Annotated in this window: 25 protein-coding genes and 3 pseudogenes; 7 read left to right on the top strand and 21 right to left on the bottom strand. The window is 72.0% G+C overall.

Going from position 1 to position 26007, the window contains the following annotated elements; all coding sequences use genetic code 11:
- Nucleotides 1–27 precede the first annotated feature (27 nt).
- The 7 genes from ACFZCF_RS16895 to ACFZCF_RS16865 form a co-directional block, all read right to left on the bottom strand.
- Complete coding sequence (locus ACFZCF_RS16895; protein WP_391287056.1) at nucleotides 28–2055, bottom strand: exo-alpha-sialidase; 2028 nt, start codon at nucleotides 2053–2055, stop codon at nucleotides 28–30.
- A gap of 156 nt (nucleotides 2056–2211) precedes the next feature.
- Nucleotides 2212–2604 carry an ATP-binding protein gene (locus ACFZCF_RS16890; RefSeq protein WP_391287055.1) on the bottom strand — a complete coding sequence of 131 codons (393 nt, stop codon included), beginning with the start codon at nucleotides 2602–2604 and terminating at the stop codon, nucleotides 2212–2214.
- The gene (locus ACFZCF_RS16885) at nucleotides 2565–3272 is read right to left on the bottom strand and encodes a histidine kinase (protein ID WP_391287054.1); all 708 of its coding nucleotides are present in this window, start codon (nucleotides 3270–3272) and stop codon (nucleotides 2565–2567) included. Before ACFZCF_RS16885 ends, ACFZCF_RS16890 begins: the two co-directional genes overlap by 40 nt.
- A 103-nt stretch (nucleotides 3273–3375) precedes the next feature.
- Nucleotides 3376–3816, bottom strand: a complete 441-nt coding sequence (locus ACFZCF_RS16880; RefSeq protein WP_391287053.1) for a LuxR C-terminal-related transcriptional regulator — start codon at nucleotides 3814–3816, stop codon at nucleotides 3376–3378.
- Complete coding sequence (locus tag ACFZCF_RS16875; RefSeq protein ID WP_391287052.1) at nucleotides 3810–4049, bottom strand: response regulator; 240 nt, start codon at nucleotides 4047–4049, stop codon at nucleotides 3810–3812. Before ACFZCF_RS16875 ends, ACFZCF_RS16880 begins: the two co-directional genes overlap by 7 nt.
- Before the next feature lie 366 nt (nucleotides 4050–4415).
- Nucleotides 4416–4874 (bottom strand): hypothetical protein, encoded by a 459-nt coding sequence (locus ACFZCF_RS16870; protein WP_391287051.1) that lies wholly within the window; start codon nucleotides 4872–4874, stop codon nucleotides 4416–4418.
- A 17-nt stretch (nucleotides 4875–4891) separates the two neighbouring features.
- Nucleotides 4892–9289, bottom strand: coding sequence for a DNRLRE domain-containing protein (locus ACFZCF_RS16865; protein ID WP_391287050.1), 4398 nt, complete (start codon nucleotides 9287–9289; stop codon nucleotides 4892–4894).
- Between the two features lie 734 nt (nucleotides 9290–10023).
- Between ACFZCF_RS16865 and ACFZCF_RS16860 the strand changes: the two genes are divergently transcribed.
- Entirely contained in the window at nucleotides 10024–10203 is a 180-nt protein-coding gene (locus ACFZCF_RS16860) for a hypothetical protein (protein WP_391287103.1), read from the top strand.
- A gap of 397 nt (nucleotides 10204–10600) precedes the next feature.
- Here ACFZCF_RS16860 and ACFZCF_RS16855 read toward each other — a convergent pair whose 3' ends face one another.
- A complete protein-coding gene (locus ACFZCF_RS16855) occupies nucleotides 10601–11170 on the bottom strand; it encodes an SMI1/KNR4 family protein (RefSeq protein WP_391287049.1) in 570 nt (189 codons plus the stop codon).
- Nucleotides 11171–11615: 445 nt separating this feature from the next.
- On the opposite strand from ACFZCF_RS16855, the gene ACFZCF_RS16850 reads away from it, so the two are divergent.
- Nucleotides 11616–12020, top strand: a complete 405-nt coding sequence (locus tag ACFZCF_RS16850; protein WP_391287048.1) for a Rid family hydrolase — start codon at nucleotides 11616–11618, stop codon at nucleotides 12018–12020.
- A 32-nt stretch (nucleotides 12021–12052) separates the two neighbouring features.
- Here ACFZCF_RS16850 and ACFZCF_RS16845 read toward each other — a convergent pair.
- Nucleotides 12053–12488: pseudogene (locus ACFZCF_RS16845) on the bottom strand (transposase family protein); the annotation flags it as partial.
- Between the two features lie 218 nt (nucleotides 12489–12706).
- On the opposite strand from ACFZCF_RS16845, the pseudogene ACFZCF_RS16840 reads away from it, so the two are divergent.
- Both ACFZCF_RS16840 and ACFZCF_RS16835 read left to right on the top strand, forming a co-directional pair.
- Nucleotides 12707–13219, top strand: a pseudogene (locus ACFZCF_RS16840) (protein kinase); the annotation flags it as partial.
- A 19-nt stretch (nucleotides 13220–13238) separates the two neighbouring features.
- On the top strand, nucleotides 13239–14231 hold the full coding sequence (locus ACFZCF_RS16835; RefSeq protein ID WP_391287047.1) for a protein kinase: 993 nt from the start codon (nucleotides 13239–13241) through the stop codon (nucleotides 14229–14231).
- Nucleotides 14232–14272: 41 nt separating this feature from the next.
- On the opposite strand, the pseudogene ACFZCF_RS16830 reads toward ACFZCF_RS16835, so the two are convergent.
- From ACFZCF_RS16830 to mscL, 3 genes and pseudogenes are all read right to left on the bottom strand, one after another.
- A pseudogene (locus ACFZCF_RS16830) lies at nucleotides 14273–14601 on the bottom strand (IS5/IS1182 family transposase); the annotation flags it as partial.
- A 93-nt stretch (nucleotides 14602–14694) separates the two neighbouring features.
- On the bottom strand, nucleotides 14695–14916 hold the full coding sequence (locus ACFZCF_RS16825; RefSeq protein ID WP_391287102.1) for a hypothetical protein: 222 nt from the start codon (nucleotides 14914–14916) through the stop codon (nucleotides 14695–14697).
- 379 nt (nucleotides 14917–15295) lie between these two features.
- On the bottom strand, nucleotides 15296–15739 hold the full coding sequence (gene mscL, locus ACFZCF_RS16820; RefSeq protein ID WP_388450031.1) for a large conductance mechanosensitive channel protein MscL: 444 nt from the start codon (nucleotides 15737–15739) through the stop codon (nucleotides 15296–15298).
- A gap of 310 nt (nucleotides 15740–16049) precedes the next feature.
- Between mscL and ACFZCF_RS16815 the strand changes: the two genes are divergently transcribed.
- Nucleotides 16050–16799 carry a ZIP family metal transporter gene (locus ACFZCF_RS16815; RefSeq protein ID WP_391287101.1) on the top strand — a complete coding sequence of 250 codons (750 nt, stop codon included), beginning with the start codon at nucleotides 16050–16052 and terminating at the stop codon, nucleotides 16797–16799.
- 305 nt (nucleotides 16800–17104) lie between these two features.
- On the opposite strand, the gene ACFZCF_RS16810 is transcribed toward ACFZCF_RS16815, so the two are convergent.
- The 8 genes from ACFZCF_RS16810 to ACFZCF_RS16775 all read right to left on the bottom strand — a co-directional run bounded on the left by ACFZCF_RS16810 (nucleotide 17105) and on the right by ACFZCF_RS16775 (nucleotide 23905).
- The gene (locus tag ACFZCF_RS16810; protein ID WP_391287046.1) at nucleotides 17105–17608 is read right to left on the bottom strand and encodes a hypothetical protein; all 504 of its coding nucleotides are present in this window, start codon (nucleotides 17606–17608) and stop codon (nucleotides 17105–17107) included.
- Between the two features lie 140 nt (nucleotides 17609–17748).
- Nucleotides 17749–18045 carry a hypothetical protein gene (locus ACFZCF_RS16805; RefSeq protein WP_391287045.1) on the bottom strand — a complete coding sequence of 99 codons (297 nt, stop codon included), beginning with the start codon at nucleotides 18043–18045 and terminating at the stop codon, nucleotides 17749–17751.
- 73 nt (nucleotides 18046–18118) lie between these two features.
- Complete coding sequence (locus ACFZCF_RS16800; protein ID WP_388449899.1) at nucleotides 18119–18385, bottom strand: DUF4235 domain-containing protein; 267 nt, start codon at nucleotides 18383–18385, stop codon at nucleotides 18119–18121.
- Complete coding sequence (locus ACFZCF_RS16795) at nucleotides 18382–18891, bottom strand: DUF3618 domain-containing protein (protein ID WP_391287044.1); 510 nt, start codon at nucleotides 18889–18891, stop codon at nucleotides 18382–18384. The genes ACFZCF_RS16800 and ACFZCF_RS16795 overlap by 4 nt, the downstream gene beginning before the upstream one ends.
- A complete protein-coding gene (locus ACFZCF_RS16790) occupies nucleotides 18888–19310 on the bottom strand; it encodes a phage holin family protein (protein ID WP_388449896.1) in 423 nt (140 codons plus the stop codon). Before ACFZCF_RS16790 ends, ACFZCF_RS16795 begins: the two co-directional genes overlap by 4 nt.
- Before the next feature lie 394 nt (nucleotides 19311–19704).
- Complete coding sequence (locus ACFZCF_RS16785) at nucleotides 19705–20505, bottom strand: pyridoxamine 5'-phosphate oxidase family protein (RefSeq protein ID WP_391287043.1); 801 nt, start codon at nucleotides 20503–20505, stop codon at nucleotides 19705–19707.
- Nucleotides 20502–22076 (bottom strand): globin domain-containing protein, encoded by a 1575-nt coding sequence (locus ACFZCF_RS16780; RefSeq protein WP_391287042.1) that lies wholly within the window; start codon nucleotides 22074–22076, stop codon nucleotides 20502–20504. The genes ACFZCF_RS16785 and ACFZCF_RS16780 overlap by 4 nt, the downstream gene beginning before the upstream one ends.
- A gap of 413 nt (nucleotides 22077–22489) precedes the next feature.
- Nucleotides 22490–23905, bottom strand: a complete 1416-nt coding sequence (locus ACFZCF_RS16775) for a protein kinase (RefSeq protein ID WP_391287041.1) — start codon at nucleotides 23903–23905, stop codon at nucleotides 22490–22492.
- Nucleotides 23906–24254: 349 nt separating this feature from the next.
- Between ACFZCF_RS16775 and ACFZCF_RS16770 the strand changes: the two genes are divergently transcribed.
- A complete protein-coding gene (locus ACFZCF_RS16770) occupies nucleotides 24255–24719 on the top strand; it encodes a DUF6003 family protein (RefSeq protein WP_388449889.1) in 465 nt (154 codons plus the stop codon).
- Between the two features lie 11 nt (nucleotides 24720–24730).
- Complete coding sequence (locus ACFZCF_RS16765; RefSeq protein WP_388449887.1) at nucleotides 24731–24871, top strand: hypothetical protein; 141 nt, start codon at nucleotides 24731–24733, stop codon at nucleotides 24869–24871.
- A 205-nt stretch (nucleotides 24872–25076) separates the two neighbouring features.
- Here the strand turns inward: ACFZCF_RS16765 and ACFZCF_RS16760 are convergent, their stop codons facing one another.
- A complete protein-coding gene (locus tag ACFZCF_RS16760) occupies nucleotides 25077–25964 on the bottom strand; it encodes an NAD(P)-binding domain-containing protein (protein ID WP_391287040.1) in 888 nt (295 codons plus the stop codon).
- Nucleotides 25965–26007: the final 43 nt, after the last annotated feature.

Here is a 26007-nt window from a genome sequence, read left to right as displayed (position 1 = left end):
GCATCCCGCGCGAGCGGGGAGGGGGCTCTACCAGATGGTCGAGAAGCCGAGGCGGAGGCGTTCGTCGTCGGTCGCCACGTCGAGGGCGCCGTTCTTCACCCGGGCGGCCTCTTCCGGGGTCAGGGCGCCGCGGAAGAGCCGTACGTCGTCCAGCGTGCCGCGGAAGAGCTGCGTGACGCCGGCCGGCTGGTTCGGGAAGTCGGGCCGGGCGCCGACGTGGATGTTGAACGCGCCCGCGGGGGTGACGTTGCCGTCCGCGGGTGACATTCCCCGCCGCATGGTGGCGGTGGCCGCGGGGCCGCCGTCGACCGCGAGACGGAGGGTGAGGCCGTCGCGGGTGAGGGCCACGTGGTGCCATGCGCCGTCGTTGTACGAGGAGGGGAGCGTCACCTCCGTGGAGCCGATGTCGGTGCCGACGGTGGCGCGCAGGACGTCGCCCGCCGCGGGTTCCGCCCGGATCGAGAAGTGCCGGCCCTTCTTGAGCGGGTCGGTGCCCGGCATCCCGTACGCCCAGACGATCGGCAGCGTGCCGGTGGTGGCCGAGTGCCGGAACCACACCGTGACGGTGAAGTCCTGGTCCTCGACCCGCAGGGACGGCGCGCAGACGAGTCGCAGGTAGTCGTCCGTGCCGTCGAACTCCATGGCCTTGCCGCCGCGGCGGGTGCCGAGGACCGCCCCGCCGTGGATGAGCGCGTGGTTGCCGGGTTCGCCGGGCGGACGCACACGGGTGTCGCTGGTGCGGGGGCGGCGCAGCTCGGTCGCGGCCTCGTCCATGTCCTTCTCGGTGAAGGCCGCGAAGGCGAGGTTGCCGTGCGGGACGGTGACGGCCGTCTCGTAGAGGACGCCGAGGGAGCCGTCCGCGAGCAGGGTGAGGTCGGAGTAGCCGGTGCGGCCGGCCGAGACGAGGGTGCCGGTGGTCTGCCAGGTCTTCCCCTCGTCGTACGAGGAACGGACGGCCAGTTCGCGCCGGTCCTCCAGCGTGTTCGGGCCCAGTCGCGAGGGGCCCGAGAAGAGCAGCCGGTCGGGCTTGCCGTCGAGGTCCCGGGCGTGCAGGCGCAGCAGCGCGCCGTACGTCGGAGAGGTGTCCAGGTTCGCCACCGGTGTGAAGGGGGCGGCGAAGGAGGCGCCGCCGTCGGTGCTCGTGGTCTCCAGCCGGTGCGGGTGGGGGCCGCAGTGGCGGGGCGCGGAGTTGCGCGCGCTGACGTACACGTCGCCGTCCGTGGTTTCCGCGACCGTCAACTCGGCGGGGAAGGCGGTGGGCGTGCCCAGGCCTGCGGTCGTGGCGCCGAGCGTCCACGTCAGGCCGCCGTCGTCGCTGTGGTACAGCTGCGCGCCGGCCGTCCGGTCGCCTCCCGTCGTGTGGTCGCCGGGCACGATCAGCCGTCCCCGGTGCGGCCCCCGGGCGAGCTGGATGCCGTGGCCGGGGCCGGTGGACACCCAGCGCCACTCCGGCGGCTTCGTGTGCGGCAGCGCGACGCTCGGGGACCAGGTCGCTCCCCCGTCCGAGCTGTGGACCGCGCGGACGGTCCGGGCGAAGCCGTCACGGCTCGGCTTGGCGCCGTCACGGTTCCAGTCGCCGCTGGAGTACAGCAGGGTGATCCGGCCGCTGGCCGCGTCCACGACGGGGGCGGGGTTCCCGTGCGCGAGCGCGTCGTCCGCGCCGACGACGACCTGCGGATCCTCCCAGTGCGCACCGCCGTCCAAGGACCTTCTGAGCACGATGTCGGTGTCGCCGACGTCGTGGCAGCCGGTCGCGCTCATCCGGGTCCGCCCCTCGGCGAAGGCCAGGAGGACGCCGTCGGTGCTGGTGACGAGGGCCGGGATCCGCGTGCAGAAGTGGTTCTCCCGCGCTTTGAACGGCGTGTTCCGCACGCGCGCCGTGAGGGAGGCCGAAGACCCGGGGTGGGCGCTGGGCACCGACGCGGTGGCCGCGTATGAGGGAGGTGGGGAGGCGAGGGTGACCACGGCCAGGACCGCGAGGGCGAGGGCGCACACCCACGGGGTCGGTGCGGAGCAGCACGCGCGCGGGGGGCGCCGCTCGGACAGGGACGACACGAAGGAACACCTCGTTACGCACGAATACCCGCCGGGACGGACCCCGCCCATGTGATCACATGGGCGGGGTCGGTACGGACGAGGCGCTCGGCGTGTCCCCCCGGCCGGCGTTCCTCGCCGGCCGACTCAGCCGACTCCGCCGACTCGGCCGACTCTTCAGAACGGGAACGCCGCCTCGACGACGAAGCCGCCTCCGGCGGGCGCGTGCGTCTGCAGGGTGCCGCCGAGGAGGTGGGCGCGTTCCCGGAGGCCGACGAGACCATGGCCCCCGCCGGGGAGGTCGAGCGGCCGGGCGGTGGGCTCGGGCGCCGCGTTGCCGACGGTGACCCTGACGGTCCGGTCCTCGACGCGGACGCGTACGTGGGCAGCGGCTCCGGGCGCGTGTTTGTGGACGTTGGTCAGGGCCTCCTGGACCGTGCGGTAGACGCCTCGCTCCACGGCCTCCGGCAGCCCTGCCGTCGCCACGCCGGCGGGCAGGTCGAGTGTGATCGGGATGCCGCTGGCCCGGGTCAGTGCGGGGATGTCGGCGAGGCGAGGTCGCGGCACCACCTCGCCATGGTCCCTCCGGCCGCGCGGAGGACGCCGACCATGTGCTGGAGCTCGGCCACGGTCTGGACCGACAGCTCGCGGATCGCGCCGGCGCTCCGGCGGACGTCCGCCTGGTGCGGCTCGCCGACTTGAAGCGCCCCGGCCTGGAGGCTGATCAGGCTGACCTTGTGCGCGACGACGTCGTGCATCTCCCGGGCGAGGCGGGCCCGCTCGGTGGCGAGCACGCGTTCGGCGAGCAGCCGGTCCTCCCTCCGCCGGCCCGCGGTGACCTCGCGGAACTGCTCGCGACGCAGCCGGACCGATCGCCCGAGGACGACGGCGCCCCCTTGCAGGACACAGCTGTCCAGGACCAGCAGCAGGCTTTCCTGGTCGAGGCGGAAGGCCGGAAGGTCCCCGAGGGGATGGGGGACGAAGTGGGCGGCCGTGACGGCTGCCGCCCCCATGCCGCTGAGGATCCACCGTCGGCGCCGCACGGCCAGGCAGTACAGCGCGATCAACGGAGCGAAGGCGATGGAACCGAGGTAGAGACCCGGCAGAGCGGCGAGCAGTGCCACCTCGGGAGCACGCCACCGCAGGAGCAGCGCGAGAGCGGCGATGAGCGCGATCAGGAGTTCGTGGCCGCTGGAGGCTCCGGTGACCAGCACCGCTTCGACGGACGCGAGGATCACGGGAAGTGCCGTGCCGGTCAGACGCCGAAGGGGCGAGGAGGGGCGGCAGATGCGCGGGAGCCGTGGCCCTCGGCGAGCCGTTGTCAGCTTCACGGTGTCAGGTTCACGGTCTGGGGGCGCCGAACTTCTCGATGCTGTCGGTGACCAGGTGGGCGCGGTCGGCCACGACGGCCGCCTGGACGCGATTGAGGCCCCCGAGCTTGGAGAGCAGGGAGCTCACGTGGTCCTTGACCGTGCTGGGCGCCAGGTAGAGGCGGCGGGCGATGTCGCGGTTGGTGAATCCCCCGCCGATGAGAGCGAGCACCTCCCGCTCCCGCGCGGTCAGGGGCTCGATGCGCCGGGCGGCGTCGTCGGGCCGCCTGGCCTTCAGATAGCCGCCGATCACCGGGCCCGCCGCCTCGGGCGCCAGTAGGCTGCCGCCCGCCGCGAGCACCCGAACCGCCTGCACGAGCTGGTCCGGGGCCGTGTTCTTCATCAGGAAACCCGCCGCCCCGGCGCGCAGTGCCTCGTCGATGTACGCGGTGGCGTCGAAGGTGGTCAGCATGGCCACCGCGGGCGCGCCCGGAGACCGGCGAGCCGCCGCAGGACGGTCAGGCCGTCCACATCCGGCATGCGGACGTCCAGGAGCAGCACCTCGGGTGCGTGGCGTCGCACGGCCTCGACGGCGTCCCCGCCGCCACAGCCGGAGACGACGGAGACGTCCGGCGCCGAACCCAGGATCGTTGCCAGTCCCGTACGGACCAGTGGCTCGTCGTCCACGATCGCGACCCGGATCACCCTCACTCCTTACGTTGGAAAACGGGGGGCGAGTGCTATGACGGGATGCGCGCCGAAAGGGTGGCTTCCTCACGATGTGCGTTCTGCCACAGAGGGGGCGAGAGGTGGCGTGGGTGCCGAGGTCGACACGCCGTCGGAGGACCCGGCCCACGCCTCGCCCCGGGAACTCGATCAGGTCCCGCGACCGGAAAGGGGGGCCGGCGGGGCCGGAAAAGGGGCGGCGGGGCCGGAGGAGGGGGCGGCGGGGCCGGCCCCCGATACGACCGTCCGCCGGCACGCTCGTGCGCCGGAGGGGCCCGCCACGCAGCGACGGCCGGAACACGCGGGGTGTCCCGGCCGCCGGGGCTGCCGTTGTCGGCCGGGGCGCTATCCGGCCGGTCGGGGCATGACGACTCCGAACTCGTCGCCGTCGGCCCGGTCGAGGACCAGCTCGAAGGGTTCGGTGGTTCCCTCGAAGCGGACGGTGACGGTCAGGCGCATCAGGTCGGGTCCCTCGAAGTCGGCCAGTGCCGGCTTCTGGGCGGCCTCGCCCCACTGCTCCACCCAGCGCCGTGCGACGGCGTCGGGGTCCGGGGCGTCGTCCAGCGCGAGGGAGGCCAGGGCCTCGGCGTCGCGGTCGCGCAGGTGGCGGAGGGCCAGCTGGGTGGTGCGCAGCGACTCGGGCATGGGCTGTCCGGTGACCTTCAAGCCGAGCTCCCCGGTGCCGTCCGCGACCCAGCCGGGGGTGTGGTCGCGGCCGAATCCCGAGGGGCCCGCCCCGCAGGCGGTGAGCGGGAGGAGCGCTGCCACCAGCAGCATGGCTGCGGTGCGGTGTCTGCGGTGCACGTCCGGTCTCCTGGGCCTCATGTCGTCTTTCCGGGGCGGATGATGCTCACCGCGCCCACGTCCTTCTTCTTGAGTATGTTCGCCAGGGTGTTGATGTTGCTGCCGCCGTGCTGCCTGACCTCGGCGTTCCCTCCGCCGGCGCTCACGATGACCGCCGCGTGGTTCCACGTCCGGTCGCTCTTGTAGTAGACGAACAGGAGGTCGCCGGGGCGCGCGTCGTAACGGGAGATCTCCCGGCCGACACGGTGGGCCTTGAGGTGGTTGCGGAGGTTGTTGGCGGCCGCCCAGCTCCAGCTGGAGGTCACCTGCGCCACACCGCGCGGGTAGACCCTGCGCTGCCACCACTTCGAGCCGTCCCGCTGCCCGCCGCTGCGCTGCTTCATCTTGCCGCCGTAGTACAGGGCCTTGGAGACGAAGTTGGTGCAGTCCTGGCCGTACTCCCAGCGGATGGTGACGTTGCGCTTGGCCCAGGTGGCCGTGCCGCTGCCGGACGGCGCCGCGCGGAGTGCGGCGGGCCGGGCGGGCGGCAGCGGCTCCTCGGGGAGCATGCCGTCCTCGTCGAGGGTGATCAGCGGCTTGTCCTCGGGGTCGGAACCGCCCTCGTCGACGTGGTCGGGTGCGGGCGGGGCCACGGTGACGGCGGTCTGGGCCTCCGCGCCGGTGGGCAGCGTCATCTCGACGTCGGTGTCCGCGGACTCCTGGCTGAGCACCGGAGCGGTGGCGGGGCCGGTGAAGGTGAAGCGGCGTACGAGGTCGCTCTCCTCCCGTTCGGTGGTGCCGTCGGTGTGGGTCAGGACCGAGGTCTCCCGGTACCGGGCGCGCACCAGCACGGTCTGGTCGGGGCCGGCGCCGACGAGGACGTCGGTGAACTCCGGGGTGATCTCCGTATAGGTGCGGCTGTGGCGCTTGAAGGCATCCCGGCGGCGGTTGAGCTCCTGCTCCTGGCCGCTCAGCAGGTCGCGGTAGACCGGACCGTGCTTGCCCGTGGCGGCCGCGGCGTCGGCCGAGGTGGCGGTGCCCTTCAGCAGGGCCGCCCGGGCCTGCGCGTACTCGCGGACCGCTTCCGTGTAGCGGCCGCCGCCGCCCGGGAGGGCGGTGGGGCGTACGGCGGCCGACCTGGCCGTCGGACCGGTGCCGTACGCGGAGCCGGTGGTGACGGTGACCTGGTGGTCGGCGCCGTTGGCCAGCCCGGGGAACACCGCGCGGGTGTCCTCGGTGGTGGTACGGGCCACTTCGGCGCCGTCCTTGGTGACGACGACCGTGTAGGTCAGGCTGTCGACGGCGGCGCCCGGGTCGGCCGGCGGGTTCCAGACGGCCAGGAGCCCTCCGTCGGCGGCCACGGCCTTCACCTGCTCGGCTGCGCCGGGCGCGGCCGGCGGCACGTACTCGACGACCAGCGACGGCCGGTCGGCCGGGTCCGCGGCGCGTGAGGAGTGGTAGACGACGCCGGGCGCCGGGGCGGACTCGTCGCCGTGCCGCAGGCTGAAGCCGTGGTTGGGGTTCTCGGGGCCCCACCCGGCGACCAGGGGTCCCAGATCGAGGTCGGTGAGTGCGTGCGGCAGCCCGTCCTGGTCCTCGTAGACGTCCTCGCTCGTGGCGGCGGCCAGGTCCTGTCCGCTGTCCGCGGGGGACCACGGGACGGTCAGGTCGCCGAGGGCGGCGGCGGGTTCGGCGCAGTCGTCCGCGCCCGTGACGCAGTCGGCGCGGTGCAGCTGGAGGCGGGCGCCGGTGATCCGGGCACCGGCGGGCAGACCGGCGAGGTCGGGCTTGAACCAGGTGCGCCAGGCGACGCCGTCGGGCGTACCGACGCGCAGCAGGCCGTCTTGGAGCGGGGCGCACGGTGCCCCGGCGCAGTCCTGGTCGCCGACGGCGCTCGTGGCGTCCGCCAGCGCGTCCCCGGTGATCTTCAGCGTCCGCGTCCCGGGCACCGGGGCGGGCTCGGGAGCGAGGGCCGTGAAGGTGCGCTGCGGCGTCCAGGGGGAGCAGGCGGTCTCGCCGCAGGCCCGCATGGACCAGCGGTACTGCTTGCCGGTCTCCAGTGCGCCGGCCGGTACGGCGGTGGCGACGCGGTTGCCGGAGTCGGTGCCGGTGGAGTCCAGGGTCACGCCCGGCATGGCGGTGCCGTCCGCGCCGAACAGGGCGAACTCTCCGCGCAGGCGCTCCTGGCTGTCCGCGGTGACCACGCCGGACAGCAGCGGGGACGGGGTGCGGGTCGCGCCCTCCTGGAGGGAGTGCGGGACGTCGGGCGTGCGGACCACGGCCGGTTCGGCGCCCACACCGAAGGCGTAGGAGGTGGTGGCGGAGAGCAGCCCGCCGGCGTCGACGGTGCGCGCGTGCAGCACGTGCCAGCCCTTGTCCGCCTTGAAGGTGACGGCCTGCGGCTTGCCGCCGGTGTTCGCCGGGGCGGTCAGGGCCTTGGGGGCGGACGGGTCGTCCAGCCCCCACCGGAAACCGTGGCCGTCGGCCGAGGTGGTGACCAGGGTGCAGGTGGTGTCACCTGCGGGCCTGTCCCGCCACTTGTCCTTCGGGAGGTCCGGGCAGGTCACCTGGGGCGCCGCAGGCTTGGTGAAGTCGCTGCGGAAGGGGAGGTACACACTCCAGGGTCCGTCCGCGGAGCCGTCGCCCGCGCGCACGCGCAGCCGCAGGCCGCCCTCGGGGAGGGCCTTGTTCGCCGGGACGGTCACCTTGGCGATGCCGCCGGAGGCGACGCTCGCGCTGGTCATGGTGTGCGCGTAGGTCCCGGCGTCCTTGGTGGCCGGATCGGCGGTGACCTCGAACTGCGCGGTGACGGCGCTCCCGTCGGGATCGCCGACCTTGGCCGACAGCAGGGGCGTCGCGGAGGTGACGTAGGTCCGCTTGTCCTGGGCGTTGAGCGTGGACGGGCTCAGGGTGAGAGCGGTGGGCACGGCGGGCTGGTTGTTGTACGTGACGGAGAGGACCGGCACGTTGGCGGGCGCGTTCCGGGAGTTGAAGCGCTTCCAGGCGTATTCGTCCTTCTCGTCGCTCGCCCGGATGCCGAGGCTGTTCTCCGCGTGCGGGTTGGCGGCCCACGCCTGCATCAGGGCCTTCACGTCGGCGGTGACCCAACCGTCGGCACAGCCGGTGCCGAAGCCCTTGGTGTCCGTGCTCGTGGCCCACTTGCGGTTCCAGCTCGGCTGGGCGTCCCACCGGGTGGCGGTGCTGGGGGTGCTGGTGTCCCAGACCTCCCAGGGGCGGGCCTGGCAGGACCAGGAGTGGTGGTTCCAGAGCTTGAGGGTGGCGGACCTGATGTCCTTGCTCTTCACCGGGCGGTTGTCGAAGCGCAGGAAGGAGCGCGCGATCTGACCGGACCCGTTGTTGCCGAGCTTGAGCTCCTGCGAGGTGGACTGGTCGGTGCCGTAGCCCTGCTGCACGAAGGTGGTGAAGGTGCTGAGCAGGTTGACGGAGGGATCGACCGTGACCGGGAACTCGGTCTTCGGGTCCTTCAGGAAGTCGGCATCCGGGATGAGCGTGAGGTCTACGTCGTCGCCGTTCTGGGCGACCCGCAGGGAGACGGGAGCCCGGTGCGGGTGCTCACCGGAGCGCGCGTCGACCCTGGCGTCCCACATGACGGGCGCGGGCAGGGTGCCGACGGGCTTCCCGGTCTTGTTGTCGGTGAACGCGACTCCGCCGTCGGCGGCCTTCGCCGTCATGCCCTCGGCGCTGAGCGTCATCCGCACGGTGCCGGCGCTGCCGATCGCCGCCCGGGAGTTGAGGCGCAGGAACTGCTCGAAGCCGGTGCGGGTGGTGTCCACGACGAGGTCCGTGTCGGGCAGCGCACCGGGATAGACGGCGCGGTTGCCGGACAGCCGGGGTGCGGGCAGACGTCCGCGCCACCCGAGGACGACCTGCCGGTCGTCCGCCGAGGTGAGCGAGACCAGGGGCGTCGCCGCCGCCGGTACCGGGGCGGCGGCCCTCGGCCCACGACTGGTGACGGCCTCGGCCTGCGGGGCGCTGGGGCCGGCGAGCTTCACGTCGAGGGGGTGGGCTTTGGCCCGCACCGACCCGTCGGCCTGCGCCGCCAGCGTGACGTCGACGTTGCGCCAGGCCCCCGCGTCGTCGCGGAAGCGGACAGGGCCCGCGGAGTGGTCCTCCGTCAGGGTGCCGTCAGAGTTGGCCCAGACGGTGAGCGTCTCGGTCCTGCGGTCGGTGACCTCGACGCGCTTCCTCTCCAGACGGGCCCGGAGCAGCGCGGAGGTCTCACCCCCGCCGACGGCCGGCTGGGCGTGCGGCCGGGCGGCGGCGGTCGGTACGGCTGCGGTCGGTCGGGCTGCGGAGAGCGGCGCCACCGCGAGGAGGGACGCCTCCAAGGCCAGCAGGAGGGCGGTGCCGAGCGCGGATACGGCCAGGCCTCCGCGGGCACGCGGGCGTCGCCGCGGTATCTCGGAATGTTGCATGAATGGTCCACATCGATCGGCGCCACCAAGGCGCACGTAAAAAAGCGATCAAAAGTAACACTGAAATTTCGCCAATGTGTCCGTGGGGCACGACACAGGAGTGTTCCCGGCGGTGGAATTCTTATCGGCGGGGGGGAATACGGCTTCTGAACGGGGTTGGGTGCGCGCGGATCCCGTCCCAGTCGCCGCGCGGATCCCCGGCATAGCCGTCGGGTGTACCCCCGCCGATCGGCGGGGGTACACCCGACGGCTGGGGGATGGCGAGGCGCTCACGTTTACGGCAGTGTTCCTGCTGGCAGCAAGAGGTCTGAAGTCTCGCCTCACTCTCTCCTTGCCTTCGCTTTCACACCCGCCGACTGCAAGGGTGAAAAGGGTTGGTGGGGAAGGTCGATTACTATCTCGGTGGCCATGGAATTCCCACCCCTGGGAGTCACTCCGGCCACGCATGAGAGTGCGTTCGATACCGTGGCAGCGGGAGCGGGCCGGGCGCCTCTCATTCTTGCTTGAATAGCGCGGAGGCCAGCCTTTTTCCTACGGGCTGCCCGCCTTCTTCACTCGGCGGTGGCGAGTCTTTTCGAATCGGTCATTGATCGAGCGAGCCAGACCAAGTCAGGTCGAGGATCACCACGCACAGGGCTGCGCTCGCGTGCCGTTGAGAGACGTTTTCCTGCCGCATGCTTTGGTCGAGTGGGGATTCATCGGCGCCGCCGTGAGGGTGACCGGCGCGCTGCGAACTGCCGCCCCGCCGGCGCGCTCTCGTCAGCCTGGTCCACCTTCGCCGGTACGAGAGGCTGACGCGGATCGCCGACGACGCAGGCGTATCCGTCAGCACCGTCCACTCCGACGTCGCAGCCCTCGTCGAGCACCTGCCCCACCGGGCACCCGTCCTGCTGCGGGTCCTGTGCGAAACCTGATCATCACCTGCTCCGCAGGACGCTCGCCGAGCGCGACCGGGTGGGCGACAGCCGGGCCCACTCCCCCAAAAGCACTGCCGTCATGGCGTGAACGTACGGGTCGTTGTCGAGCCCACCGTCAAGCTGCCGTGGATCTCACCTGAACTGCCCGGCCACACTCAGGAAGTGGCCCGCGACCCGCGCCCACCGCATCATCCGGATCTGCGAACGGACCGGTCGAGCGGCGCATGACGCGCCTCAGGTTCTGGGGGATCTCCGCGAGCCCACTCCAGCCCCCCATCGGATGACCGTCATCCCCTCAACCACCCACACCCTGGAACGTCAACGCTGGTGTATCTCATGGCCGTTCCAGCGTGACAGCGGCTCGGCAAGGGTCGCCATCCAGTCGAGAACCGTCTCACGACCACACAAGTCGACCTTCGGTGAACCGACAGACCGGGGAGCCTCCATCGGCGATCCTCGTCAGCGTCTCCGCCACAGAGTCGAAATACTGGGCCATCGACTCATACTCCCCCGTGACCGTGGGCTCACCCACGAACCATCTGCCGACGCGACCGTCCCGCACGTCGACAAACTTTCCGCTCCAGCCGTCCTGGTCCGACAGGAACGGGATCCACTCGTTACGCCAGAACGGATACTCCGGCTGGTCCGGAGGGTCGAATCCGCAGGATGTGGAGCGGTTCGCGTAGAGCCTCTCCATCCCTCGAACCCCCAGAAAGAAGCTTCCTTCGTCGGGGAACCCATCGAAGCCGCAGCACATCACGTCGTGGTCGAAGTCTTCCGCCGGAAGATCCAGATCGTTCTGCAACAGCCACGTCCGCAGGTCATCATGCAGCGAGATCCCCATCCGCTCTTCGGCTGCCGCGAGCGTCTGCTCTGTAGCGGGCCCCGGCAGATCCGCATGATCGGCCGGCGCGTGCTCCCGAAGAAGGCTCATCACACGCGACCAACTCTCAGCCACACTCATCGCTGCCCTCTCTCCGGGATGTCTCCGTCCGGCTACACCCCTGCGGAGGTTGAGAAGTACCGGGTGGGAGAACCTTCCAGGGATCGTACTTCGAGCGTGCGTTCCATCCGTCCACAATCACCTTCGGCCCCGAAGCGCAGGGTCGACCCTCAACGAAGCGCCCACGCGACCTCCGCAGGGTGCCCAATGATCTTCTTTCATCCTCTCCTTGCGGGCGAAACGGGCTGGCCGACGGGTGTGGCGAGGAGGCGGGGCCCTCACCGTCGGCGTAGTGGCCACTCATCCCACCGGCGTCCGTAAGTGCCCACTGCAGCCAGTTTGTGCGCACAGAGAACACTGGGACGGCGCCACCAGACAAGCATCGTGCGTGCGAAGCCGTAACTTCTGCATGCAAGGGGCCCGCCTGTGACCGACGGTCCCGCGCATCGCATCGAGGGAGTGGACCATGGGTTCTCAGGTGAAGAAATTCGGGTTCGGCATGCCGTGGGAGTCGTTGTACGGCTACAGCCAGGCCACCCAGGTCGGTGAAACGGTCTATGTGTCGGGGCAGCTGTCTCATGACCGTCATGGCGACTTCGTGGGCGCCGGTGACTTCGAACTGCAGGTCCGCACGACGCTGGAGAACCTGGACTTGGTGCTGAGGCAGTTCGGGGCCGAGCGTGGCCAGATAGTGGAGACCACGGTTCTGGTGAGGAACCTGCGTGAGAACTTCGACACGACAGCACGCCTCCACGCGGAGCACTTCGGGGAGCACCGGCCCGCCAGCACGGTCATGGGCGTTTCCGACTTGGCGCTGCCGGACCAGCTTGTGGAGATCGGCGCGCTTGTGCGTCTCGACGTGAAGGCATAGGGAAGCGGTCGGTCTGATTCCTTCGGCCTCCTTCATCCCGAATAGCTGCCGATCAGCAGCGGATGGACAGCCTGAAGGATGGTGCCGATGCGGCGGCAGGTGGAGCATCTGGCTCGCCGAAGCAGCCGCCTGGAATTCAACTGGGCGAAGGCCCGTTCGCCGGGCGCTCCCAGCCTGGCGTGGCCGCGGTTGAACTGGTGGTAATGCTGTGGCTGTTCGCGGCGACGGTGGTACGGGGTGCGGAAGGTGGCGCCGACGCCCTGGTAAGCGCGGGCCGCGAGGACGAGGATCTGTCGGGTCAGGCGGGCCTGGACGATGCCATGGGCGCGGGCTGCGGTCAGGTCGTGAGTGCGACCGGATGTCGCGCGGGAGCCACAGCGCTGTGCCATCAGGACGAGTGACGACCTGCGCGCTCATGCCGTGTTTGCGGTGCTCTTGCGAGTAGTAAGGCCCGTCGGCATGAATCCGGTCGACTGTGAGATCCAGGGCCACTGTGAGGAGGAGCTCCGCCAGGTCGAAAAGGGGCGCCGCACCCCGCTGTCCGCATCGGATACGAGGGCGAGGGTGACTCCGGCGGTGTTTCGGCGTGGGGCGGTGGACAGGGCGGAGGGTGGTGGGAGCGGTGGGCGGGGCCTGCGGAGCACGGGTTGCTGTCGTGGTCCTGGGGAGGAGGGGCGCGCACGAACATGCCCTACAGGGCCGCCTCTTCGCCTGATCTCCTAGAGTTGGCCTGTCGCCGTCAAGGGGGAGTTGGCAGCATGGTCGACCGCGCCGCGTTCACGGCTCTGCAACCGAACGATCCGACCCGACTGGGGCCGTACCGGCTGCTCGGCAGGCTCGGCAGTGGGGGGATGGGGACGGTCTACGCGGGCGAGAGCGCGACGTCGCAGCTTGTGGCCGTCAAGGTCATCAACGCTCATCTGGCCGGGGACGAGCGATTCGCCCGGGAGTTCAAGCGTGAGGTGACGGCCGCACGGCGGGTCCGTGCCTTCTGCACGGCGCCGGTCCTCGACGCGCAGCTGGACAAACACCCGCTGTACATCGTCACCGAGTACGTCGACGGACCGACCTTGCAGGCCCTGGTCACTCGGCACGGTCCGTTGCGGGGCGGCGCGCTGGAACAGCTGGCGGTGGGCATGGCCGCGGCCCTCACCGCGATCCACGCCGCCATGGTCGTGCACCGGGATCTGAAGCCGTCGAACGTGCTTGCTGTCGGCGGTGGGGCCGCGGGTGATCGACTTCGGTGTCGCACGGGCATGGGAGGGGCCGGATGCTTCTGTCCAGCCGACACAGTTGTCCGGGACGCCCGGTTACATCGCCCCCGAAGTCCTGCGCGGCGGGCCGGTCACTCCGGCCGCGGACCTTTTCGCCTGGGGCTGCGTGATGGCCTACGCCGCTTCCGGCGCGCTCCCGTTCCCGGGCGAGGACGTCTTCGCCGTTCACCAGCGGGTACTGGCCGAGCCTCCCCGGCTCTCCGGCCTCGACGGTCCCCTGCGGGAGCTGGTGGAGCAGGCGTTGGAGAAGGATCCCGGCCGGCGCGGGACCGCCTCGGGGCTGCTGGCGCGGCTGGTCGGTGACGAACGTGTGGACGCCGAACGGGCCACGGAGTTGGTGAAGCGATCCTGGCCCGCTCCGACCCCGTCGGCCTCGGGGACTCAGCGCCCCGGGCCGACCGGGGCTCCCGATCAGGCCGGGGCCGCCCGCGCAGGCGGGCGTCACCGCGCCGCCGTGGTCGGTGGGGTTGCGGTGGTGGGCGCGGCGGTGCTGACCGGGGCGCTGATGTGGCCCGACGGCCACCGGGACAAGGAGCCGGTCAGGGACTCCGCGAAGGTGCGCACCGGCCCCGTCACCCTGCACAGCCCGTACACCTTCGAACTCGATACGGTCCCGCCCACCGGGGCCGAGCGGTGGATCGACACCCGCGACCTCACCGACGACCTGCGCGCCGAGGAACGCACCGGCGCCACTCCCGTTCTCCTCTCGGGCAAGTCGAACGCCCTGGTCCGGTGGACGTCCGAGGAACCGCCCACCGAGCAGCAGTGCGCGGACGCCCTCCAGGCCCCTTTCGGGAAGGCGTCGGACGTGAAGCGCGGTGACCGGTTCTGCCTGCAGACCACCGACGGCCGCACCGCCTCCATCCGCGTCGTCAGCCTGCCCGTGGGCGAAGGCGAGACCCGTATCGAGGCGACCGTCTGGGAACTGCCCACCTGAACGCGCCGCACGCGGCCGGGGTGGTGGTCGGGCTGTCACCTCCCCTGCCGTCCAGACGCTCGACGGAGCCGGTGGTCCTGTTGGTCGGCTGGGATCGGAGGACCGTCCGGAGCCCTCGCCGTCGAAGGTGTTCGCGGATGGCCCGGGAGGAGTACGTCTTGCCGGCCGGAACCATGTCCGGCCGAGTCCCGGGACGCCCGACAGAGCGCGGGGCGCGCAGTCTTGCCATCACTTCAGTGAAGGTGGGCGCGTCGCCCGCCTGTCCGGCCGCAAGCACGGAACCCAGCAGCTTGCAGTTGCTGTCGGCGGCGAGGTGGATCTTCGTGATCAGCCCGCCTCAGGAGCGGTTGATGGCGTGATGAGTCGGCTCCGGTCCGGCAACAGGGGCTCGGCCCTGGCCCACTGGGCGTCGGTCAACACGCTCCATACAACGAGGGGCCGGGGCGGCCTGTGCCTCGACGCCTCAGACCCCAGCCATGGACTTGTCGAGCACTCCGCCCAGCGCACCGTAGACGCTGCAGCGAACCGAGTGCTTCGCCCTGCGACGCAGCGCGAACCCCACGATGAACGACAACGCGAAGAGACCGCCGAGGACCGTCGCTACGAGCGGGTTGTAGACGAAGTACGCGAAGCACGCTGCTCCGGACCAGACCAGGATCGGCAGGAGTGAACCCCGCAGCACCATCCCGAACGTGATCCGTGCCGGTCCCGACGGCAGCACGCGTTCTTGCCACACCGCTATGTGGTTTCTGGTCACACAGTGCTCAGGGCGCATGAGGCCATCACATCACCCACGGCTCGGGCTCGTGCAGTGACCCGTAGAAGCTGCCTAGATGGGAGCGGCACGGCGGGAGGGCATGCAGATTCCGGGTGCTGGGCGGCGTTCTGATGGTTCCGTCCGCGCCGCGACCGGGACCGGCGATGCCGCAGCACCCTTGCCATTTGCGTACGTGACCGGGGCTAGCGTTCGGGGCGGACTCGTCGAGGGTGTGACACAGATGACGGGCGGTGTGGCGCTGGGTGCGCAAGGCTTCTGCGCGGGGGGAATCGGGCGGTGGAGGGGGTCAGCCGGCGCGTTGGGTCGTGTTCTCCGGGCGGGCGGGGGCGGTCGGCAGGGGGGCGGTGCAGGAGGCGCAGCGGCGGGCTTGGGCCGGGACGGGGCTGAGGCATTCGGGGCAGTCCCGCTTGGGCGCTTGGACATCGTGGTGGGGGGCGAGGCGCTCGTGCAGCTTGTTGATGGGCAGCACGACCAGGAAGTACAGCGCGGAGGCGAGGAGGACGAAGCTGATCGCCGCGTTGACGAAGGTGCCGTACGGGAACTCGGTGGCGCCGACGGAGAAGGACTTGCGGCTCATGTCGCCCGTCACGCCGGTGGCCAGCCCGACCAACGGTGTCAGGAAGGCGCCGACGAAGCCGTTCACCACGGCGGTGAACGCCGCCCCGATGACGATGCCGACGGCCAGGTCGACCACGTTGCCGCGCAGGATGAAGCTGCGGAAGCCCTTCACCTTCTCCTCCTTGAGGTCTTGGACGTCGACGGGGCGCGGGGCCTGAGGCCGCTGCGGCCGTCCGCCGTTGTCTCGCCTGCCCTGCCGCTGTGGGCGCATGCCTGGCGTGGTGTTGGTGGGCTGCGCCTGCGGGAGGGCGGAGCCGGGGTCGGTGGCCGCCGCGGACCGGGGGGGGGGAAGCGCAGGGCGCGCTATGTGGGGTGTGCGGGGCGGGAGGGGGCGTGTCCGTTTCGCGCGACGAACCGCTCGTTGATCTTCGGCTTGGCGGGTAGGCGGGGTGGATCTGTCGGCGGTGTGGGAAGGGGCGGTTGTGGCCGGAGCATTGGTTGCGGGCGGATGGGGGCTGTTCGCGGGCGCGGCTCTGCTGGTGGGTGCCGCTGTCGGCTCGCTCGTACGAGTTCCTCCACGGGTGATCGCGCTGGTCATGGCGTTCGGCAGTGGGGTGCTGATGGCGGCGGTGTCGTTCGAACTGATCGCCGAGGCGTACGAGCGCTCCGGGATGTGGCCGGTCGTGGCCGGGGCGGTCGGCGGTGCGGTCGTCTACTCGGGGGCCAACGCCCTGTTGGCGCGGCGCGGTGCGCGGCATCGCAAGCGCTCCGGGGAACACCAGCCGTCCGAGGCCGAGGCGCCCGGATCGGGCAACGCCATCGCCCTGGGAGCGCTGCTGGACGGGATCCCCGAGTCCGTGGTCATCGGCACCAGCCTGCTGGGCGGGGGCCAGGTGGGGATGGCGACGGTGGGGGCGGTGTTCATCAGCAACCTCCCCGAGGGCCTCGCGAGCGCTGCCGGGATGCGCGCTGCCGGGCGCAGTCGCCGGTACGTATTCACCTTGTGGGGAAGCATCGCCGTGGTCAGCGGTCTGGCCGCGCTGACCGGATACGCGTTGTCGGGTGGTGCGTCCGAGGCGGCGCTGGCGGCGATCACGGCCGTGGCCGGCGGGGCGATCCTGGCCATGATCGCGGACACGATGATCCCCGAGGCGTACAGCACGGTGCACCTGCTGACCGGACTGGTCACCGTGACCGGATTCCTGTCGGCGTTCGCCCTGTCCCACCTCTAGGCGCACGGCGCGGCGGGCTTCACGAGCCTCGGGGTTCGCCGCGCTCTGCTCGGCTCGACCACCGGCGGCCTGGGAGGGAGGAGTGCGGTGACGCGAGGTGGGGAGCCGCCCGATGCCGCGATACTGCGCGCAGGGGCAGTGCGCCGTTCTGTGCCTGATGCCGAGGGTGGGGGTCCCGTGTGCGGCACCCCGGCGTGTGCTGCGGAAGCTCTGTAACTCCGTCATGGGTGGGCCGGAGCCCGCGCGTGGTGTACGCCCGGGGGGCGTCTCCGGGGCGTCTGTGATGTCTGTCGGCCGGTTCGTCGTCAGCCGTCGGCGGGTGTCGGGTCGGACAGCGGCCGGGGCTCGTGGGGGCACGGGGTGTCCGTCGTGAGCGTGGGGATGCGCATACGGCGCAGCAGATCACGGGTGGTGCGCCTGTGCAGCGTGCTGCGCCAGGCGAGGCCCGGGTGGCGGGAGCGCAGGTGCGAAAGCGCCCGGGTGCCCAGCCCCGTGCTGTGGAAACGTTCGTCGATGGTGAGGGCGGTGATGACGCCTTGGGCGCAGTCGGCGCAGATCCGGTAGTGCACCTGACCGACGACCTGGCGGACGTGGACGAGGAGCAGGCATTCCTCGCCCGTCCCGGAATGGTCCGGGATGTGCGTGGAGAAGAAGTCGATCGCCCGGTACGCGAGGATGCGGCGGCGCAGGCGGCCGGTGATCCGGCCTCGGCGTGAGTGCTTGGCGCGGCCGTGGGCCGCCCTCGGTGCCGGGGCTGTGGTGGCCGGGCCGAACAGGGTGCTCGTGGGACGCGCGTGTTGTCCGTGCATGAGGTCTCGTATGCCCCGGGCGGCGGACCATACCCGCACCGGGACAGCCGCCGGTGTCGGCCCGTGGGTGGGTGTGTGGGGGCCGGGGGTGTAGTCGGCCGGGGCTCCTGGATGGACGGACCGCGAGTGGTGCCCTGGTGCTATCCGCGGCGGCGCTCGCCGTCGCGGTGCGGCGGGTACAAGGGGGCGAGTGTGTTCCAGTACCGGTCGAGGTGAGCGTCGGTTTCCCGCAGGACCGGGTCCGGGAACGAGGCAGGCGACTCGGCCACGCGGTCGGGGTCCCCGCCGTCGCGTGGGGGCGCCGCGCGCCGCCAGGGCGCCTCGGCGGCGTCGGCGCCGTGTGCGTCGCGAACCCCGCGGGTGGCGCACCAGCGGGTGCGAAGCACGGCCGCGGTGAGGGCGGCGGCGAGGGTGTGCAGCCCGGGCTGCGCGACCACTTCTTCCTCCACGAGTCCTGGTTTGGTGGCGGCGCCGACCCTCCAGGCGGGGCCGGCGCCGCCGCTGCACGGATCAGCCGGGCCAGGTACCGGTCAGGCGCCGGATGGTGACGGCGCCCGACCGGTCGACGGCGGCCTTGACCACCGCGAAGATCGCGCCTTGAAGGGCTGCGGCGATCAGGACCTCTTGCCAGGTACGGTGCTCGTCGGTGGCATCGGGGGCGTCGTCGTCGTGGCCGATCGTCTTCCACGCCTGTTTGAACGCCGCGCTGGCGATCAAGCCGCTCGCGGCTCCGAGCGCCATGCCGACCGGCTTGTAGGCGATCTTGGATGCCTTCACGAGTGCCTCCGGCCGCGACGCAGGAGCAGGAAGACGCCGAGCGCGACGGCCGCGGCGATCAGGGGGGTGCGGTTGGCCTTCGCCATGGTGGCCGCGGACTCCGCCTTCTCCCCGACCGGTTCCGGGATCCTCTCCGCGGCGAGCTGCCCCACCCGGGTCGCGGTGTCGCCCACCTGGGCCGCTGCGAGGGCGGCCTTGTCCAGGACCGGGTCGGGGGTCTTGTCCTTGACCAGCTCAGCGGCGTGCGCGGCCTTCTCCCGGAGACGCTCGCCGACGAGCGCGGCCTTCTCGGCCGCCTGGTCCGTGATCTCCGCGGCCTTCTCCTTGATCCCGGCCGCGTGCTCCTTGATCTCGGCCGCCTTCTCCTTGGCCTGCGCCTTGACGTCGACCTTGGCCGCCAGCGCCTCCACGGTCATGCCGAGCTCGTCGCGGGTGCGCTCGACCTGCTCGCGCAGCTCCTCCGGAGGGGGCGCGGATTCCTTGTCGCCCTGGTGACGGTTGCTCATCGGTGTGCTGCCTCCTTGATCTCGGCCACATCGGCCTTGATGCTGTCGATGGCCTGCTCCGGTACGGGGGCGCCGGCCTCGGCGATCTGCTTCTTCCCCAGCGCGGCCATCACAGCCGCGACCACCGCCAGCAGCGCGGCGATGATCAGGGCCGCGGCCCAGGCCGGCAGGAACAGGGCGAGGGCTGCGATCATGGCGCCGACCAGGGCCTGCGCGGCGAGGATGCCGACCAGGGCCGCCCCGCCGAACAGACCGCCGCCCGCACCGAAGCGTCTGCCTTTCCGGGTCATCTCCGCCCGGGCCAGCCGCATCTCCTCACGGACCAGTTCCGAAATCTGCTGCGACGCCCGTGAAACGAGGTCGCCCACCGATTCCTCGGTGCCGCCGCCGTGGTTCGGGTGCCGTCCTACGGGGCTCATCTGGTGTCTTCACCTTCTCCGCGTGCTCGGTGCGTCATGGCGACGGCTGCACGAGGGCGACCTGGAACCTGAGCCGCCACGGCGCAGCCCTCCCTGACTGGTTGTGCATGCCGCTGTCACGCCGCGCCTACCCCGGGAGCAGCCGGTCACCCGTCCAGGATTGAGGCAGATCCCAGGCGCGGGCGGGCAGGCGGGGCGACGCCCGCGACTGCGGCCTCGCACCCCTCCATGCGCCTGCGGCCACGCGCCGCCCGCCACCTGCCACCCGCCCCGACGCAGGCCCGGGCTGAGTCCCGGTCAGCCGTTCGCACAGTCAGACCGTCACGCGGTACCCCGTCGTGCCGTCACCCGTCATGCGGCCACGCGGCCACGCCGTCATCCCGTCACGCGTCGCTCACGCGCTCACGCTTCGGCGGAACCAGCCGCTGAACGACTCTTCCTCCGCGTCGGCCGCCCGCTGCTCGGCCCGCTCCAGGATCCGTGCGGCCTGCGCTCGCCACGTCGCCGCGTCCGCGCGCGGTGGCGGGAGGAACGGACCTCGTTCGGCCGCTTCCGCGGCGGCTCCGAAGAAGTCGCCGCCCTTGCGCTTGAAGTCGTCGGTCCCCCACGCGCGGCCGGAGCCGTCCCGAGGCACCTTCTGCAGGTGCGGAATGTGCTTGGCGCAGTGGATGTACGCCTCCTCCACCGCGACCACCACCCACACCTGTGCCCGGCGGCCGGGCACGGGGTCGAACGCGAGACCTGCGTACGCGCCGCGCATCTCCTCGTCGGCCACGACCCGGGCCGTGCCGTTGACGTGGAGCCCGATGCGGTCCTGGAGGAAGTCCATCATCAGGAGGCCGACATGAGGGTTCTCCTCGATGTTGCCGAGGCTGGCCTGGACTCCGTTGCCGCGGTACTCGGGGTAGGTCAGGGTCCGGTCGTCGAGGACGTGGAGGAAGCCGGGCGGGCCGGCACGGAAGGTGTTGTCGCACTCGCCGTGCCGGTCGGCGGTCGCCAGGAAGAACATCTCCTGGCGTGCCACGAACTCCTGCATCCGGGTGTTGAGTCGGTCGAGGACCTGCTCGGCGTAGAACTTGTCGGCGCGCGCGGTGGTACCCGTGCGCTGCTGGACCAGATGCTCGCCGTCGCTCCCCGGGCGGGTGGTGCGCGGTGGCTGCGCCTGCGGGTGCCCGGTCTGTTCGATGGTGCTCAATTCCTTGCCCCGACCAGTTCCTCGATGGAGTCGTGCCGTATGCGGTGGGTGGGGATGCCCATGCCCACGAGGGTGTCGACGCCGCGGCGGATCATGCCGGCCGGGCCGGACAGGTAGGCGTCGTAGGTGTGCCAGGGGCCGTACTCGCAGACGGCTTCCGGGAGCCGGTCGCCGAGGGCGCCGACGTGGCCGTCGTCGACGACCGGTCGGACCGAGAGCCACGGGTGCGACTGCTGCAGGCGGAGCATGGTCTCGATGTCGTACAGGTCGTGGTCGCGGCGCGCTCCGTAGAACACCTGGACGGAACGATGACGGCCGCGCTGGGCCACGTCCTCGACGAGGGCCTTGATGGGCGCGATGCCGGTGCCGCCGCCGAGGCAGAGCAGCCCGTTGTCGGTGCTGTGGTCGACGGTCATGGAACCGGCGGGGGCGCCGAGACGGATCACGTCTCCCGGACGGGCGCGGTGCACGAGGGCGTTGGACACCCAGCCCGCCGGCACGGCCTTCACGTGGAACGAGAGCAGCCCGTCGGCGCGGGGCGCGGAGGCGAAGGAGTAGTGCCGCCAGACGCGCGGCCACCAGGGCGTCTCCAGGGCGGCGTACTGGCCGGCGAGGAAGGGGTAGGGCTGGTCGGGACGGACGGTCACGACCGCGATGTCCGGGGTGCGCATCTCGTGACCGACGACCTCCGCCTGCCACCAGGCGGGGGCGCGCAGCTCGTCCGCGGCCGCCGCGTCGATCATGATCTGGGAGATCGTGGTGTAGGCGCCGACCCAGGCGGCCTCGGTGCGGGGCCCCCAGCTCCGGGGGGCGTAGCTGGACAGGGCGCCGATGAGGCATTCGCCGACGGCGGGGTAGTGCTCGGGAAGGGTGCCGTACTTCCTGTGGCCGCGGCCGAGGTGGGACAGGTACGTCGTCAGGGTCGCGGTGTCCTCCGCGTGGGTGGCGGCGGTGAGCAACGCTCGGAAGAGGCGGTCGCGCTGGGCGTCCATCGCCGCGGGGAAGAGGGCCCGCAGTTCGGGGTGGCGGAGGAAGAGCAGGGCGTAGAAGTGCGAGGTGACCTTGTCGGCGATCGGCTCGATCTCGGCCATGGTGCGGCGCAGGAGAGCGGTGGCGGACATGTCCTCGGGGGCGGCCGTCGGGGCCGGGGCGGGCGCCGGCTCGGAAGCCGGGGCCTGGGGCCGGTTCGGCGCGGGCGGCTGAGCCTGGGGCGGGACCCGTTCCGACGTCAGGGTCTGGGCCTGGGGCGGCACACCGCCGTACGCCGCGGCCTGCGCCTGGGCCGGTACCCCGCCGTAGGGTGCGGCCTGGCCCTGTGCGCGTACCGCGCCGTAGGCCGCGGCCTGCGCCGGGGCCGGTGACTCGTGTGCCGTACCGCTCCGGTCGGTCCCGCTGCCCACGGGGCGTATCGGGGTGGCGGGGCGGCGGGGAAGTCGGCCTTCCGTCTCCGAGGGCGTCTCCCCCCGGTGCTGCCGGGGGCTTCGGCCGAACCAGCCGGCGTCCCGAGTGCCGCCGCCGGCGCTGTCGCCGGACCCGTCTCCATAGGCCGACGTGGTGGTCGGAGCATCCATCGGTTCGCCTCGCCTCGAACAACTTTCGGTTGGTCTTCTCACGGGGCTCACGCGTGTCCCGTTTTCCTTTCCGTCGGAATTCCCGGCGCTTTGCCCCGTTTCCTCAAATCCGGCGGTACGCCCCGCACTTGATGCACGACGCACGTCCGGATGTTCGAACGAGACCGACCCTACCCCGCTTCCGTGAATCCATGAGCAGGATCTTCGCATCGCCCACTGTTCTGGAGTTTCCGCTGGTCAGCGGTGCGCGCGGGCGCAAGGCGGCGACCCCCGTCACCTGTTACCGATGAGTTCGAGCGAGGCGACGCACGGGGTCCGCCCGGTCGCGGTGAGGAATTCGTCGGCGAAAAGGGGGAGATGCGGCCCGCACTCCTCACAGAGGACGCTCCGATCCTTCACGAATCTCTCACGAGTCATCGCGCGTGCTTGCCCTTGGCCGATTTCTGATTCCCCGGCCGTGAATCGTCCTTCCGGGAGGCCGGACCGGCTGCCTCCGGACGGTTCGCACGGCCGCGCGGACGCTCCCGGACGCCGGGAGCCGGCGGCTTCGCGCTGTCGACCGCCGTGTCCTCGGAACCGGAGGTCCGCCGGTCGCCGGTGGACGAGGAGGACCGCGGCGGGGACGTGGAGACGGGGGCGGCTCCGGTCGGCGGACCGGTCGGGGAGGCCGGCTCGGTCGCGGCGGGGCGGGACGGAACGGACTCGACGTTCTCCGCCTCGGCGGGCGGGCCGCCCACCGAACCGGCGAGACCGACGCCGAGGACGGTCAGTGCCGCGCCGACGGTCAGCAGGATCCGGCCGGTCCGGCGTGAGGCGGGCCGATCGGACGAAGGCGGTGCGGGCAGCGGACCGCCGTGTGCGGGGGCGGCTGCCTCCCCGCCGGTGGCACTCGCCGCGGCGGCCGCCCTGTCCGGCCTCAGCGTGTCCCGATTCCGCTCGTCGGCGCCGTCCTCCGTGCTGACGGGCGGAGCCGCGGGGACGTCGGCCGCTCCCGCGAAGGCCTCCGAGGCCAAGGCGGCCAGGGCGCGCCCGCAGACCCGGGCGTCCGGTCGGCGGCTCTCGTCCGCGTCGGTCATGGCTTCCAGCAGTTCGACGAGGGCCGACGGCAGGTCCGGCGGAATGACCGGGGGGCGGTTCAGGCGGGCGATCGCCGCCTCCAGCGGCGCCCCGTCGTACTCCAGTTCACCCTTGATCGCTTCGATGAGCACCAGACCCAGGCTGTAGATGTCCGCCGCCGGCCCGGCGCCCCGGCCCAGCACCTGCTCCGGGGCCAGGTACGCGGCGGTGCCCACCAGGGCACCCGTCGCGGTCTGGGCCGTGGTGCCGAGGAGCCGGGAGATGCCGAAGTCCGTGAGGCGGGGGGTGCCCGCCTCGTCCAGCAGGATGTTGGCGGGCTTGACGTCCCGGTGGACGACTCCGGCCTCATGCACATGGGCCAGCGCCCGGGCGAGCGCGGCTCCGATGCGGCACGCCTCGGCGGGCGCCAGCGCGGCCTCCGCGATCCTCCGGCGCAGCGTCGTGCCCCTGACCAGTTCCATCACCAGATAGGGCGTTCCGTCGTCCCGGCCGCAGTCGTACACGGTGATCAGGCCGGGGTGCTGCAGCCGGGCCAGCAGCCGGCCCTCGCCGTCGAACCGCTCCTCCGTGGCCGCGGCACCGTCGGGGCGGAAGACCTTCACGGCGACCGGCCGCCTGAGGCGCAGGTCCATGCCGGCGTACACGTCGGCGGCGCCGCCGCGGCCCAGCAGGTCGTCGAGCCGGTAGCGGCCGGCCACCACGTGGGCGGTGAGCCGGAGGTCCGGTCGGATCGGCCACGAGCGGACTTTCATCACTGCGCTCCCTGCGTCCTGTTGTCACCTGCCGTCGTCCGCCCGCCCAGGTGCGCGGCCGAGGGCATTCCGGGCCGCGTGGGTGCGAGCACCTGTGCACGTGTGCCCGCTCAGCCGCCGGACATCCCCCTCCCCGCACACGACTTCGCGGCAAGGAGGACCGACTGCCGTCGACGCGGCAGGCCTTGCCACCGGCCGGTGGTGGCCCACCGGCGCGGGAAGCCGGGTGGGTGGGCGGCGTGCGCGGTGTCGGCCCGCCGCGACGAAGGCTGCCGGAACGGTGATGACTCGCGGCTGAGGGGGTAGGTGAGGGCCCCACATGATCATCGCGCCTGCGAAGGAGACGAGCATGACCGACGACGCCTACCTGTTCCTCGTGGACGACCCGGCGGTCCCGCTGGGCGCCTCCGTCACCGCTGTGGAAGACCTGACGTGCCTGGAGACGCCCGCCGTACGGGCCTGGCTCGACGCGCACGGCGTGAGCGCCACCTCCCCAGGCGTCCGGCTGCTGCCGCCGGAGGAGACGGACGCCATTCCGGACGGGGCGGAGAAGCTGCCCGTCCCGTTGAACGACGACGAACTCGACCGGCTGCGCCGCGCGCTGATGCCGGGCGCCCTCGCCCGCGTGGAGGAAGAGTTGCTCGCCTACCGCGACTGCACGGGCGAGCGGGACGCCCTGCTGTCGCGGGCCACGGCCGCCGGGGTGCCGCCGCACCGCATCGCCCGACTCGCCGGCGAGGACGCCAGGACCGTGGCGACGGCGGCGGCCCAGGGGCAGGACCGCCCGTCGGATACCGGTCCGCGACAGCGGTGAGGGGAGGGCCCATGACGACCGAGGAGACGCGCACGAGGCTCCGGGAGTTGGAGGACCGGCTCGGGGAGCGCACCCCGCCGCCGATCGAGGGGCAGACCCGCATCCCCCTCTCGCGAGCCGGCCGGGCCGACGACGAGAACGAGGGGGCCTGAGGGAGGGGGCCTGAGGGAGGGGGCCTCGGACCCGGCCCGCCCGGCCGATCCGTACCTCGTCACGGCGTTCCGGTCACCGACGTCTCCCCCACCCGGTCCCTCCGGGAGGTGCGATGCCATGGCCGCCGGTTCGAGCTCCGCTCCGCCGGGGGCCGCGTCACGGCAGTGCTGTGAGCGGGTCGCCCGACGGCTCGGCCGGCGCCCGCTATCCGCTCGGGGGGACGCGGTCGCTGCGCGCTTCCAGGGCCCGTACCACCGCCGCCATGTCCTCGCTTCCGTGGCCGTGTTCGACGGCTTCGCCGTAGAGGGCGTGGCAGACGTCGAGCAGCGGGGAGGCCATGTGGGCGCCGCGGGCCGCTTGGGCCACGAGTCGGTTGTTCTTGAGGACGTCCGCGACGGCGGCCTGGACCGTGAAGTCCCGGGTCAGGAGCTTCTGGCCCTTGAGGCGGGAGACCGCGCTGGCCATCGGGCCCGCGGCCAGGACGTCCTGGAGCAGCTGTTGATCGAGTCCGTTCCGGTCGGCGAAGTGGAAGGCCTCGGCGAGGCCGGTGACCATCGTGATCAGGAACAGGTTCACGGAGAACTTCATCAGCAGGGCTCCGGGGACGGCCCCGCAGTCGAACGTCTCGTGGCACACCGGGGCCAGCAGCGAGCGGACCTCGGCCACGGCCTCCTCGTCGCCGGCCAGCATCCCCACGAGCCGCCCCTGTTCGGCGGGAACGCGGGATCCGGAGACCGGGGCTTCGACGTACCGTCCGCCCGCGGCGCGGATGTCGTCCTCGAGGGCGGCGGAGTAGCCGGGTGAGGTGGTGCCCATGTGGACCACGCCGTGGCCGGCGACCCGGGCGACGAAGTCGGGCGTGCCACGGCCCAGGACGGCGTCGACGGCGTTCTCGTCGGCCAGCATCAGGATCACGGTCCCGGCGTGCTCGAAGACCTCGTCGATGCTCGCGGCGATCCTGGCTCCGGCCTTCCCCAGGGGTTCGCACCGCTCGGGGGTGCGGTTCCAGACGACCACGGGGATGCCCGCACGGGCGAGGTTGAGCGCCATGGGTCGACCCATGACACCCAGGCCGATGAAACCCACACGCATGGGGACCACCCCTTCCGATCCGCGGTCCATGATTATGACCGCT

The organism is Streptomyces sp. NPDC007945, assembly GCF_042958885.1.
Lineage (GTDB): Bacteria > Actinomycetota > Actinomycetes > Streptomycetales > Streptomycetaceae > Streptomyces.
This window is presented reverse-complemented; position numbering and strand designations above follow the sequence as displayed.